Raw genomic sequence first — 13,479 nt, 5'->3', positions numbered from 1 at the left:
AGACTTTATAATAAGTTCTATTTCATGGTAAAGTACACAAAATCTTAAAAAGAGCGATTCTTAGTGAGAATGGTGAAATCCCACTAAGAATCATTTTTACTTAATGAAACCAGATGTGTATCTTCGTGCGGCCTCCATTGGACCAAATTTAAATCTTGCTAGCCAAAATGTTGCGAAATACATTTCAAAGAAGCAGATACAAAGCCAAATAAAGACAATCGATAATGAGTTCATTTTCCCGCCAAGGCTAAAGCCCCAACCGTAAAAGAGAATGGAAGAAAGAATATTTTGAAGAACATAACAGCTAAGAGACATTTTTCCTACATTTTCAAGGCGCTGCCATAACCAAAAGTGTTCAAATCTTTCTATCATTTTAGCAATCAATGCAATATACAAAATAGAAAGGAAAGGTGCAAATAAATAGCGAGCTGGTAAATCAAAGATACCGCCTGGAATAAAGATTAACAGATTGAGAGGGACACCAATCATAATGCCGATGTTAAGCATTTTTGTACGAATTCTTTTCCCGTTTTCATCAGGGGAGAAGGCGCCAGCGCGCATAAGACGTATTCCTAATAGGAAAAGGACAATATTCATTGGGATAACAAAAATTACTTCTAGTCGATTTGCGATAAAGTTTGTTAGGCGATAATGGATTTGTTCAAACCAAGTTCCATCACTATAAGGGGTTATAATTTCATTAGCGTTACCTAGCGAAATGTTACTTCCTATGAATTTTAAATACATAAATATAGCAAGAATGAAAAGTATAGCAGCCCCATGAAAGATACCTATCATTTTCATAGCTCGATTAATCCATTTGTCACCAAGCTTAATAATAAAAGCAACAATTATTGCGGTTATTCCGTAACTCATTAAAATATCATATTCCATAACCAAGGTGAAATGAATGAAACCTTCTAATAAAAGTACAAAAGAAGTCCATAGGTAAACGCCAGGCCATGTATTGCCTTTGCGTAAAGATTGTTGGTATTTGAGTTCAAGTCCTATACCAAACATAATTGTTAATAAACCGAGAAGTTTTCCGTTCACAAAAAATAGAACGAATAGACGAATGAAATCATTAACTGACATCCACCAAATTGCATGATCAAACGTAAAGATATAAGAAACATCCCCTAGATATGCAAAAATCCAAATGTTTGTACCAAGTGTTCCTAATACAGCAAAGCCCCTTAATATATCAAGCAAACGAATTCTTTTGTTGTTATTACTCATTATTTTCCTCTTTTCTTATGATTTTGTCATTATTTTATCTTTTAAAAGGAATATTTTGTATGCACAGGTGTCAGTTAAAGCAAATGACACCTGTCATATAGGAAAAGAGATGAAGTATTAAAATAGTCATGCAATGATTTCTTAAAAATAAGTAAGAAAAAATATGGTAGTATATGTTTACGTAGAGGTTATAAGAAAGAAATGAAAAAATGGTTAAAAAATCGTAACAAGCCTAAGTGCCTGTTCTGCCTCTGAAGAAAATAAACGGCCTGCGAACGGCATGGTAATGATTGGGGACGAACAATTTACTTTACCTGTTTTTGAACGTTACAAAGATTTACCAAAATAACTGGATCCATATTTATATTGAAATGTAACAGCTCCTTCAAATTCTTTTGAGGGAGCTTTACTTCGTGAATCACAGCGTACTTTCAGAGTATAATGAAGTTAACTTTAAAAATAGCATAATAGCCTGAGGTGATAATATGAGGATAAATATAGTGATATCTGGATATGGAACTGTTGGAAAAGAGTTTGTAAGATTGGTATTTGAGAAAGCTTCATATATAAAAGAGATGTACAGCATAGAACTTGTTTGTACTGGAGTTATTGGAAGTACAGTCAATCTCTATAACGTCAACGGTTTACATATTAAAGAATTATTAACGTATGGTACAGGTTCTTATGCGTTGGGGAAATATCTCAGCCGCTATCCACTTGATAAAAGTGAAAAAGTTCCTGTTGGTCATGTATTAATAGAATCAACACCAACTAATTTTCAAACTGGTGAACCTGGAAGAACGTATATCGAAACAGCGATTGAAAACCATATGGATGTAGTAGCTATTTCGAAAGGAGCACTTGTTACCGCGTGGAAAGAAATAAAGGAAAAAGCAACACAAGCAAACGCAAGCATTCGTTACAGTGGGGCAACTGCAGCTGCACTCCCCACGTTAGATATTGGACAATTTAGTTTAGCTGGATGTCAAATTGAGAGTATAGAAGGTATTTTAAATGGGACGACAAATTATATTCTTACAACGATGTACGAAGAAGATATAACATTTGAGGAAGCATTGCATCAAGCTCAACAAAAAGGAATCGCTGAAACAAACTCATCATTAGACATAAGTGGAATGGATAGTGCTTGTAAACTCTTATTATTGGCAAATAGTCTGCTGCAAGCAGAGTGTTCATTAAATTCTATATCTATAAAAGGAATAGAGAGCATTACGAAACAAGATATACTGAAAGCAAAAGAACAAGGTAAATCTTTGAAACTAATTGGATCGGTATATAAAGATCACTCAGGAAATCTGAAACTTGAAGTATGCCCGCGTGAAATAGAGAAAGGACATCCATTGGCTTATGTAAATGGAACGGAAAAAGGAATTACTTTTCATACTGATACGATGGGGAAAGTTACTTCAATCGGGGGAGCCTCGAGTCCAAGAGGAGCAGCAGCGGCAGCTCTAAAGGACTTAATTAATTTGTATCGAAAAGATGTGTGATAAAAAAATCTAGTTTTAGATTAAAATACATTGACAAATAAATATTTTTATGTTATTATTATTTATTTAACAATTGATTAAAAAGCCTTAGCGTGATACATTTTAGTAAGTGAAATAACTTCACTAATTTATGTACCGAGGGGGACTTGTAATATGAAAATAGAAAACGGTCTAGCTGTGTTGAAATTAAAAATTCAAGAATTTGAATTAAATCCAACATTACTTTGGGATGGAAAAAAAGCTATATTAGTCGATACTGGTATGCCGGGCCAATTAGAAGCGATTCGCGATACGATGATTAGTATTGGAGTGCCTTTTGAACAATTACAAGCAGTGATTTTAACCCATCAAGATATAGACCATATTGGAAGTCTTCCTGAATTACAGCAGAAAGCAGATCATTTTATTGAAGTGTACGCCCATGAATTAGACAAACCTTACATTGAAGGACAGCTGCCCCTTATTAAAGGAGATCCAAATAAAATGAGTGAAGAGAAATGGGCGGCACTTCCAGATGTTGTGCAAGCACTATATAAAAATCCGCCGACAGCTAAAGTAAATTGGACATTAGAAGATGGACAAAGACTACCATTTTTAGAGGGTATCGAAGTGATTCATACTCCAGGCCATACTCCAGGACATATTAGTTTATATAGTGAAAAATATAAAACATTAATTGTGGGTGACGCGATGGTATGCATTGATGGAAACTTAAAAGGACCTGTTCCGCACACAACGCCAGACATGAAAAAAGCTACAGAATCACTTAGAAGATTTTTAGAATTTGATATAGAGACGGTAATTTGTTATCACGGTGGTATTTGTAATTCGAATGTGAAGGAGCAGATTGAGAGATTAGTAGAAGATAGATAACATTTGTGCACTTATATATTATAAGTGTTAAATTTATGAATCATATTTGATAGTATTCCAGAATATGTTATGATAAATATCGAGTTAAATAGTTTATATGTAATCCACTAGGGGTGCCTCTATATAGGCTGAGATCAAAAATATATTTTTGAGACCCTTAGGACCTGATCTGGGTAATACTGGCGTAGGGAAGTGGAAGTGACAGAAGAGGATATTTATTAAAATATTGATGATGTCCAAACCACTTTCTTTACGTGTGTAAAGAAAGTTTTTTTATTTTGTACATCTATTTGAAGTAGGTGCAAGTTTTAATCAAAACGTTTATGGGAGGGTTTATCATGTCATTTTCACAGTTATTACGTAATGAAGTTAATCCGATTTGGGAAGCAAGTTTTAATCATCCATTTGTTACAAAACTAGGAGATGGAACATTAGATGTAGCTAGTTTCCGCTATTATGTTCTGCAAGATTCATATTATCTAAGTCATTTCGCAAGAGTCCAATCGTTAGGAGCAGCGAAAGCTATTGAATTAGAAACAACGGCTCGTATGGCACACCATGCACAAAATACATATCAGGCTGAATTATCACTACATGAGAATTTTGCGAAAAAACTAGGTATTACGGCGGAAGAAAAAGAATCATTCGTTCCTGCTCCAACTGCTTATGCATATACATCACATATGTATCGTGCTGCATATGAAGGACATTTAGGGGATATTATCGCAGCAATTTTGCCGTGCTATTGGCTTTATTATGAAATTGGTGAACGTTTAAAAGAGTGTCAACCTAAAGAACCGATTTATCAAGAATGGATTTCCGCATATGGCTCTGACTGGTTCCGTACTTTAGTAGAAGAGCAAATTGCTAGATTAGATGCGATTGCGGAAACAGTAACAGAAGCTGATCGTAAGCGAATGAAACAACACTTTGTAATTAGCAGTCAATATGAATATTCATTTTGGGAGATGGCTTACACATTAGAAAAGTGGCCAGTGGAAGAACAAGTAGAAGATGTAGGTGTATAAGGAAAAGATAGATGCAAGGGTATAGAAAATGACTAACTTAGTTTAGTCATTTTTTTGTATGGATTTATCCATGTAATCAATTGATTTTAGTAATTAATTGATTACATATTATAAAAAAATTACACAATAAAAAAGAGGTGGAAGGTAGTTTATATTGAATGTTAGGGAGGAGAGATTATTAATCTCTTTAACACTTTTTATTTCCTTACAATACTAAATGTTGTATTAAAAAATTTAATTTTGAAAGGAGTCAATAAATATGAGAATGAGAAAACGAATAGGGAATAAGTTTTTACTCGTTAGTACAATTTGTATGATAAGTGTTCCTTTTGTTTCACATGCTGAGGAAGAAATTTCACCTACAAATTTCGCTATTTCTTCAAGTCTGTATGAGGGGGGGAATACAGATGTATTGAAAACAAGTTTTTATCCCAATACATATAATAATCCGTTTAACCATCCATTCACCTCAATGTTAAAAGAGTCAAACTCAAATATGAAAGAAATAGACAATGCGGATGATGAAAATCCTGTTATATCTACTACTCTTAAATTTATCCGTTATATGCATACTGAAAATTATAAATCTGCATTTGATTTAACTTCTCGCTCTTTACAGAAGATAATATCTGAAGAATGGCTGGAGAGTTATTGGAAGGGACTCCCGGTACAATTACAAGCAGGTTCTTTTATTGGCATTGGAGAGGTAAAACAAAAAGAGACAAATTCCGTTCATACAAATGTAGAGATTGGATTGGTTTTTGAAAAATTTACTGTGCCTTTACTAATTAAATTAGATCCATCTGGAAAAATAGATGACTTTCAACTTAGTATGTCGTATCGTACTGTTGCAGAGCGACCATCATATAGTAAGCCGGAATCATTTGTTGAAAAAGAAGTAGTAGTCGGAAGTGGCGCGTTTCCATTACCAGGAACATTGTCTGTCCCAAAGGGAGAGGGGCCGTTCCCAGCGGTAATTCTTGTTCAAGGATCTGGAGCAAGCGATCAGGATGAAACTGCGTTTGCTTTAAAACCATTTCGCGATTTAGCTGAAGGTCTTGCTTCGAAGGGAATTGCTGTTCTTCGTTATAATAAAAGAACATATGAACATGGATTGAAGACACAATTTAGTCCTTTTTATACAGTTGATAAAGAGACAACGGATGATGCACTTCTTGCAACTCGTTTTCTTCAAAATGAATCTATGATAGATAAGAATCAAATTTATATTCTTGGCCATAGTCAAGGTGGAATGATGGTTCCGAAAATGATCGAAAAAGACCAAAATCAAAATATTGCTGGAGCAATTGTGATGGGAGGACCAGCTCGTACGATCCAAGATGTTGTTTTGGATCAGCTTGAGTATCTTTTTTCTATTGGAGGAATGAAACTTGAAGAATATAAATTTTACAAATCGCAATTTGAATTATTAAATGATCCTAATTTTTCTAGCAAAAACCCTCCAAAAGATTTTTATTTAGGATCACCAGTATTTTGGGATTCTATCCGTAAAACTAAAGCAGCAGAAATGTCCAAAGAACAAAAGACACCTCTTCTTATTATTCAAGGAGAAAGAGACTATCAAGTTCAATCAAAAATCGAAATTCCTCTTTGGAAAGAACAATTAAAAGAACGAGATAACGTAGATTATCGACTGTATCCGAAGTTAAATCACTTCTTTACAGAAGGTGATGGGGAATTAAGTAGACCGGATGAATATTATAGTCCTGCCAATATCCCTGAGTATGTTATTAATGATATCGCTACTTGGGTGAAAGAAAGATCGAAATAAGAATAGGGACAGTATCATTTAATTACGATTTTCTACATGTAAGATAAAATTATTTTTAAAATACCAACTTTTGGATAGGAAAAGAACAAGAAGTAGTACAATAGGCTAATTTGAAAATCCCGCTAATTTACAAATAGCGGGATTTGTCATTTCTTTATACAAATCTAGATCTCTATTGTCAATTATAGCTTTGTTTTTTTGTTTACTTTTTAGTACTAGTAGGATTAAGATGTTTTTTAGGAATGTTATTATTTGCATGCATATATACGATAATTTGCTGGAAGTGAGAAACATGCTAAAAAACAAGAAAATTTGCTTAGTAATATAGAAGAAAGATAGAAAAAAGAAAGGGATGAGAGTTTTGAAGAAACTTGATGTGCTTTTAATGGTACTCAGCTTCCTGTTCCCAATTGCAGGTATTATGAAAAAAATTCCTCTTGAATTGTCATTTTATTTAGGAGGACTGTTGTTTTTCACGAGCTTTGGAAGCTATTATGCAAAACGAATGTATTCACGAATATGTAGTTGGCTCGCTTACACTATATTTATCACATTCTTGCTCTCAATTTGGAACCAATACGTAACAACTAGCTCGTTACTAGCAAACGCAAAAATCGCTGCATGTATTGCGATAATTCCACTTATACTCCGATTCCGTACCTATGCAATTACTTTAGGATTACTGACATTATGGGGTGGTTTATTGTGGGATATAAAACAAACCCAATCATTAGCTGTTCTTGGACGTGTTCTGAACTTATTAACTTCAGAACGACTGTATCTACTCTTACTAGTAGTCGGATTTATACTTGGTGGGTTGTTTGCCAACATGCTAAAGCGTGGTAGTATCAATGAAAAACAAGAAACAACAAATTTATTCAAACAAAAAAAGAAACGAATTAAACCGAATTTTAAAATTCGCATTCCGAGTTTACCAAGATTGAAAGTGAAGATACTAAAGTTCAGTAGAAAATCTTCTAACCCAAAAGAAAAACGTACGTATGAACCAAATCGTGAAGAAAGAGTGCCAATGTATCATACAACGCAAACGGAGCATCAACATCATGAAATAGAAACAACGCAAGGTCAAACAAGAATGGAACGAAGAAGAAATCGTTATAATGCGTAGAGGAGATTCCTAGACAAATATTTAAAAACGCAATGCCCTATTGTATGATGAAAGGGTACTGCGTTTTTTTAATTACGTATATTAGATATTCCTTCTTGCTTCTGGTAAAAAAGTGATTGAATTTTCAAATTTTATTGACAAAACATAAACAATCCGATAATATCATATTTAAATTTAAATAATAAAAATCGTTGACTAAGAAAAGTACGTTTAATTGATGCGTTACAGAGAGCTGGAGATGGTGCAATCCAGTACGATAGATTATACTGAATGGGCTTAGGAGAGGTACGCTGAAACGTTAGGAGTATGCGACCCGGGTTCCGCCGTTATAAGGATGAGGATATCGAATTTGTTTTTCCGTATCCAAAAACGAGAGGGTTCTTAGTCTATGTGACAAAGAATCAAAAGAGGTGGCACCACGGTATAATCGTATATATCGCCCTCTACATGCTTTAATGCATGTAGGGGGCTTTTTGCGTTCACACGTTTTTTTTATTCAACAATTAATAACTAAAGGGAGGAAGTAACATGAATTTATTACATGCGGAAAATGGATATTTTGGAAAATTCGGAGGTAGTTTTGTACCAGAACAACTACAAGAGGCTTTAATTCATCTAGAGGATGCATTTAATCAATATAAAGATGATCCAGAGTTTATAAAAGAATATGAATACTATCTCAAAGAATATGTAGGACGGCCTAATCCACTTTACTATGCAAAGCGTTTGAGTGAAGAAATTGGTGGTGCAAAAATCTATTTGAAAAGAGAAGATCTGAATCATACTGGAGCACATAAAATTAACAATGTATTAGGACAAATTTTACTCGCAAAGAGAATGGGAGCAAAACGTATCATTGCAGAGACTGGAGCGGGACAGCATGGAGTGGCTACAGCTACTGCATGCGCTATGTTCGGAATAGATTGCACGATTTATATGGGAGGAATGGATACAGAACGTCAACAATTAAATGTATTTCGTATGGAATTATTAGGGGCAAAGGTAATTGCTGTACAAGAAGGGGGACGCACTCTGAAAGAAGCAGTAGATGCGGCGCTTGAAGATTACGCTCAAAACTATGAAAGTACATTTTATTTATTAGGTTCTGCACTGGGACCACATCCGTATCCAACAATTGTTCGTCATTTCCAAGCTGTAATTGGAAGAGAAGCAAGAGCACAGCACATTGAAAAAGAACAACGTCTACCTGATTATTTGGTTGCTTGTGTAGGTGGTGGAAGTAATGCGATTGGTTTATTTGCCCCATTTTATAATGATAAAGAAGTAAATATGGTAGGTGTTGAACCAGGTGGTAAAGGGATTGAAACAGGTATGCATGCAGCACCACTTACAGCAGGAGAGCCTGGTATTATCCACGGATTTAAGTGTTATATGATGAAAGACGAGAATGGAGAAATTGCAGATGCACACTCCATTGCCGCAGGATTGGACTATCAAGGTGTTGGACCAGAGCATAGTTATTATAAAGAAACAGGTCGTGCAGAATATGTAGCAATTAATGATAACGAAGCGATAGAAGCGTTTCATAAATTGTCTCGTGTGGAAGGTATTATTCCTGCATTAGAAAGTTCCCATGCAGTGGCGTATGCAATGAATTTAGCAGCAACTTTACGAAACGATCAAAGTATTATTGTTAATTTATCGGGACGCGGTGATAAAGATGTACAACAAGTGTTTGAAATGAATAATCGAAAATAAATGTATGTCGAAGGATTTAAAAAGCGATTTTCGGTTCAGTTTTGGGCAGAAAATCGCTTTTCTATGTGTTTTTTTCTTGTGAATTTAGCATAATTACATTTATCCCGCATTAACGAGCATTTGGTTCAACTAATAATTAAGGTCCCTCTCTGATTAAAGTTTCACTTTATTGCACGGCCTCAAAATAGGTTGCTAAGTATTATTTTATTTAATATTCTTAAGTGGGGAAGAGAATACATTGTTGGAGGTGTTAATATTGCTTATTATCATCGCTATATCAGCATGTCTTTTAATGTGTATTAGTATATTGCATGTTTACTGGGCATTTGGCGGAAAATGGGGGATAAATGCAGTGATTCCAACTGAGTCAGGAGAAAAAACTTTCACTCCTGGAATGGGTATGACATTATTAGTTGCGCTCTTATTAAGCATTGCGGCTTTATTTTTACTATGGGAGATAGAAATAATTCCTTCATTTATCCCTCAAATGATCATTCGAAGTGGTTCTTGGATTTGTATGTTGGTGTTTGGATTAAGAGTGTTTGGAGAATTTAATTATTTTGGCATCTTTAAAAAGAAAAAAGATACGTATTTTGCTAAAATGGACAGCATGTTGTTTATTCCACTATGTGCTTTTTTATCTTTTTCATTCTTATTAGCTATTATTTCATAAAAAAACAAAGAGGTTATTTTATATATGTTACACTAAACATTATAGCATTTTATGAATAGAGGGAAATAAATGATAGAAACAATAGAAAAAATAAAAAAAGTCGTCAATGAAATGCAAGAAGATGAAGCGAAAGAGTTACTTCAAGGTATTTTAGTGCAATTAGATTTGTTAAAAAATAATTACAACGAAGACTCATTTACATATTTAACGAGCATTCCGAACGAATTGATAGATGGTAAATTGCATAAGAAAAATATATCCGAGAGCACGCACATTCATATTACTTTTGGGGAATCTAGTGCAGGTTGTTTAAAGTACATGTTAAAGAAAAAGAAATTGCAGCAAGAGTATGTTATTTCATTTTCAGAGTTTTTTTCGATTGGTCCAATCAATCAGCTGGAGACAATCGCTGGACAACATTTGAGACAGCAATGGTTATCGAAAAACTTAAATTTAGAAGATTTATATTTTGAAGAAGAATATTTACCAAAGTTTATTCAATCATTAAAAGAACTACAGTCTATTCCAAGGGATACGCCAATTACGATTTGGAGTGGAGAGAATGCAAATGAACATATTGGACTATGTTTTGCAATTGTTCATTTGAGAAATAAGAAAAATATTCGAATCATTAATACAGCAGAGGCTCATAAAGGGTTGTTTCAAAAAGAGAATGAAATTTATGAGATTCACGGGACGAGTGCGTTAACGCCCGAGCAGCTAGCAACAATTTATGAGACGTATGAGAAGGGTACAGTACTTACTGAAAAATCGCGACAACAATTTGAACAAGAATGGCAGCGGTTTTCTGAAACGAAAAATTTATTACGAATTTGGGAAAATCATAAAGTTTCATCTGTGCAAGAAACTTACTTCGATTCTTTTATCATTGAATGTGCAAAGAACCTGGAGAAAGAAAGAGCAGAAGAACAATTTTATAAATCAACGAGGCTTATTGGAGAAGTTCTTGGTCAGATAGAACAGTCAGTTGGCGATGTTTTTCTTGAATATCGTTTGCGTACGTTAATTAAACAAGGTGTATTCGAAATGGAAGGGACTTTGGAAGCGATGCGCTATTATAGTGTTCGGTTAAAAAAGTGACAAACATTAGGTGCTGTTTCGAATGTAGTGTAGGTAATGTATACTGGTTAATTAATAGCAAAAAAGTGCTTATGTCATGTCACATAGGCACTTTTTTGCATACAGAAGTTTTTATATTAGATATCGTATTGACGTTTGAATTTAAAAATCTCTGTGTTTTATAAAAAGTTTAATCAAAACTCATTTCGACCTCTTTGATTTAAGAGATAAAGTTTTACATCTTTTTTACTTCAAGAAGAGAAGAGTGGTTGATTGAATCCTTAAATCTCTCCGCGTTATTTTGGGCTACATAAATAAGCTACATATAAAAGCAATCCAACATATGTTGGATAAAGTAATAAATCATAGGAGGTGATTTTGTTATGTATAATCAACAAACTTATTTTCCATATGTAGACTATAATCAAACAGCATACTATAATCCGCAAATTTCTGGCTATGAAACATCTGATGAAATGAGGGATGTGGAACTTGAGGAATATCGACCTGATGATGCAGAAGATGCACCCACGTCACCACCACCATCTCAAGCTCCTTCTGTACCATCAACGTTCGCCGCTCCTGCACAAAGCGGTAATATAAAATCATGGATGTGTAATTGTTTAGGGAGATGGGGATACTTACGTTTACACCGACCAGGTCCGTTTGGAAGAGATTTATGGTTTTTCCCAACTGAGGTAAGAAGAAATGGAGTATCAGGTTACACATGGCGAGCTGGTCGTCGCCAAAAAGTTAGTTATCGATATCAACAAATTAGTAACTTCATGTGCTTTGCTTAGCAAAAAATAAACTAAGAAAAAAGAATTTTAGCAGGCGGGAGGAAAATACTTTCTTCTTGCCTGCTTTTTTTGAAAATGCCATTATTTAATTGTTTTTCAATATATAAAGTAAGATCATAACAAAAATTTACAATTTTCTTATTTTTGTTAAGTTATAATTTATATTGAATTGATTTTTACAAATACATGAAAGTGGGGGAGTGCAATGTCTTTAAAAAACAAGGTTGGTAGAAAAATAGAAGATGGTATTCATTTAGCTTCTGCAGATTTTAAAGAAGATGCTTATGAGATTTATAAAGAATCACGTAAATTACAACCTATTTTATTCGTATGTAAGAGTGAATTGTGGACAGAATGGCTTATTACAAGATATGAAGATGCATTACCACTTTTAAAGGATTCTCGCTTGAAAAAAAATCCCGAAAATGTATTTTCTCAAGAGGGGTTAAAACCATTTCATTCTCTTGAGAATAGTGACTATTTAACGAAGCATATGTTAAATTCAGATTCACCTGATCATAGTCGTTTGCGAGCACTTGTTCAAAAAGCGTTTACTCCTAAAATGATTTCACAATTAGATGAACGTATTCAGAATATCGCAGATACTTTATTAGACCAAGTAGAACATACAAATTCTCTGAACCTTGTGAATGATTATGCATTCCCATTACCAATCAATGTAATTAGTGAAATGCTCGGTATTCCAAAAGAAGATCAAGAAAAGTTTAGAGTGTGGTCACATGAGGTAATTGCTTCACCTGAAACGCCAGAAGAGATAAAGGATAATGAAATAAAATTATCTGAGTTTATTACATATCTTCAATATTTGGTTGATGTGAAAAGAAAAGAGCCGAAAGAAGATTTAGTTAGTGCATTAATTCAAGCTGAAAGTGAAGGAAGTAAGTTAAGTGCACCAGAGCTTTATTCAATGATTATGTTACTTATTGTAGCCGGGCATGAAACAACTGTGAATCTAATTACAAATACTGTATTAGCTTTACTAGAGAATACAGATCAACTACAGTTATTAAAAGCAAAGCCAGAGTTTATTGATTCAGCAATTGAAGAAGGATTACGTTATTATTCTCCAGTTGAAATTACGACGGCACGTTGGGCATCTGAACCTTTTGTAATTCATGATCAAGAGATTCAAAAGGGGGATATGGTAATCATTTCACTAGCATCTGCAAATCGTGATGAGAATGTCTTTATGAATCCGGACGTATTTGATATTACGAGGGAAAATAACCGCCACATTGCATTTGGACATGGAAGTCATTTTTGTTTAGGAGCACCGCTTGCTCGTTTAGAAGCAAAAATTGCAATTGCTACATTGCTAAAACGTATGCCAAATATACAAATAAAAGGTGAGCGAGAAAAAATTAAGTGGCAGGGGAATTATTTAATGCGATCTTTAGAGGAATTACCATTATCTTTCTAGAATAGGTATTTGAGACATGCATATATTTAAAATTATTCACATAGAGTATGTATGTGTAATTTTAAATCGAAACGGAAGGGTGAAGACATCCCAATGATCAACTAATTCTATTTTTCAAGAAATCTTCGTTAAAAAACGAAATATTCTTCTGAATAGGATTAGTATGTACATTTTTATATGTAAAAGGGATGTAT

General features: G+C 34.1%; 11 protein-coding genes, 1 riboswitch and 1 other annotated feature. Of the genes, 10 read left to right on the top strand and 1 reads right to left on the bottom strand.

Translation table 11 applies throughout. From position 1 onward, the window contains the following. Positions 1 to 96: 96 nt before the first annotated feature. Complete coding sequence (locus tag QRY57_RS13980) at positions 97 to 1,239, bottom strand: DUF418 domain-containing protein (RefSeq protein WP_286017783.1); 1,143 nt, start codon at positions 1,237 to 1,239, stop codon at positions 97 to 99. Positions 1,240 to 1,724: 485 nt separating this feature from the next. On the opposite strand from QRY57_RS13980, the gene QRY57_RS13975 reads away from it, so the two are divergent. The 10 genes from QRY57_RS13975 (at position 1,725) to QRY57_RS13930 (ending at position 13,285) form a co-directional block, all read left to right on the top strand. Then, positions 1,725 to 2,750 (top strand): homoserine dehydrogenase, encoded by a 1,026-nt coding sequence (locus QRY57_RS13975; RefSeq protein WP_286017782.1) that lies wholly within the window; start codon positions 1,725 to 1,727, stop codon positions 2,748 to 2,750. Between the two features lie 153 nt (positions 2,751 to 2,903). Beyond that, the gene (locus tag QRY57_RS13970) at positions 2,904 to 3,623 is read left to right on the top strand and encodes an MBL fold metallo-hydrolase (RefSeq protein WP_286017781.1); all 720 of its coding nucleotides are present in this window, start codon (positions 2,904 to 2,906) and stop codon (positions 3,621 to 3,623) included. Positions 3,624 to 3,722: 99 nt separating this feature from the next. Continuing rightward, a riboswitch (TPP riboswitch) is annotated at positions 3,723 to 3,831 on the top strand. A gap of 130 nt (positions 3,832 to 3,961) precedes the next feature. After that, a complete protein-coding gene (tenA, locus tag QRY57_RS13965) occupies positions 3,962 to 4,651 on the top strand; it encodes a thiaminase II (RefSeq protein WP_286017780.1) in 690 nt (229 codons plus the stop codon). Between the two features lie 259 nt (positions 4,652 to 4,910). Beyond that, the gene (locus QRY57_RS13960; protein ID WP_286017779.1) at positions 4,911 to 6,443 is read left to right on the top strand and encodes an alpha/beta hydrolase; all 1,533 of its coding nucleotides are present in this window, start codon (positions 4,911 to 4,913) and stop codon (positions 6,441 to 6,443) included. A 361-nt stretch (positions 6,444 to 6,804) separates the two neighbouring features. Continuing rightward, positions 6,805 to 7,572, top strand: a complete 768-nt coding sequence (locus QRY57_RS13955) for a DUF3959 family protein (protein WP_286017778.1) — start codon at positions 6,805 to 6,807, stop codon at positions 7,570 to 7,572. Between the two features lie 182 nt (positions 7,573 to 7,754). Next, positions 7,755 to 8,019 (top strand) — a binding site (T-box leader). Between the two features lie 81 nt (positions 8,020 to 8,100). Beyond that, complete coding sequence (trpB, locus tag QRY57_RS13950; protein ID WP_286017777.1) at positions 8,101 to 9,291, top strand: tryptophan synthase subunit beta; 1,191 nt, start codon at positions 8,101 to 8,103, stop codon at positions 9,289 to 9,291. 256 nt (positions 9,292 to 9,547) lie between these two features. After that, the gene (locus QRY57_RS13945) at positions 9,548 to 9,964 is read left to right on the top strand and encodes a DUF3995 domain-containing protein (protein WP_286017776.1); all 417 of its coding nucleotides are present in this window, start codon (positions 9,548 to 9,550) and stop codon (positions 9,962 to 9,964) included. A 69-nt stretch (positions 9,965 to 10,033) separates the two neighbouring features. Continuing rightward, positions 10,034 to 11,065, top strand: coding sequence for a DUF1835 domain-containing protein (locus tag QRY57_RS13940; RefSeq protein ID WP_286017775.1), 1,032 nt, complete (start codon positions 10,034 to 10,036; stop codon positions 11,063 to 11,065). Positions 11,066 to 11,427: 362 nt separating this feature from the next. After that, positions 11,428 to 11,844, top strand: coding sequence for a hypothetical protein (locus QRY57_RS13935; RefSeq protein ID WP_286017774.1), 417 nt, complete (start codon positions 11,428 to 11,430; stop codon positions 11,842 to 11,844). Between the two features lie 205 nt (positions 11,845 to 12,049). Further along, positions 12,050 to 13,285, top strand: a complete 1,236-nt coding sequence (locus tag QRY57_RS13930; RefSeq protein WP_286017773.1) for a cytochrome P450 family protein — start codon at positions 12,050 to 12,052, stop codon at positions 13,283 to 13,285. Positions 13,286 to 13,479: the final 194 nt, after the last annotated feature.

Source organism: Bacillus arachidis (assembly GCF_030285945.1).
Taxonomy (GTDB): Bacteria; Bacillota; Bacilli; order Bacillales; family Bacillaceae_G; genus Bacillus_A; species Bacillus_A arachidis.
The sequence above is the reverse complement of the archived record's forward strand: the minus strand, read 5'-3'. Positions and strand labels throughout refer to the sequence as shown.

Coding starts and splice junctions, on each gene's coding strand:
- QRY57_RS13970 (WP_286017781.1), top strand. CDS start 2,904: ATGAAAATAGAAAACGGTCTAGCTGTGTTGAAATTAAAAATTCAAGAA.
- QRY57_RS13960 (WP_286017779.1), top strand. CDS start 4,911: ATGAGAATGAGAAAACGAATAGGGAATAAGTTTTTACTCGTTAGTACA.
- tenA (WP_286017780.1), top strand. CDS start 3,962: ATGTCATTTTCACAGTTATTACGTAATGAAGTTAATCCGATTTGGGAA.
- QRY57_RS13980 (WP_286017783.1), bottom strand. CDS start 1,239: ATGAGTAATAACAACAAAAGAATTCGTTTGCTTGATATATTAAGGGGC.
- trpB (WP_286017777.1), top strand. CDS start 8,101: ATGAATTTATTACATGCGGAAAATGGATATTTTGGAAAATTCGGAGGT.
- QRY57_RS13935 (WP_286017774.1), top strand. CDS start 11,428: ATGTATAATCAACAAACTTATTTTCCATATGTAGACTATAATCAAACA.
- QRY57_RS13940 (WP_286017775.1), top strand. CDS start 10,034: ATGATAGAAACAATAGAAAAAATAAAAAAAGTCGTCAATGAAATGCAA.
- QRY57_RS13975 (WP_286017782.1), top strand. CDS start 1,725: ATGAGGATAAATATAGTGATATCTGGATATGGAACTGTTGGAAAAGAG.
- QRY57_RS13930 (WP_286017773.1), top strand. CDS start 12,050: ATGTCTTTAAAAAACAAGGTTGGTAGAAAAATAGAAGATGGTATTCAT.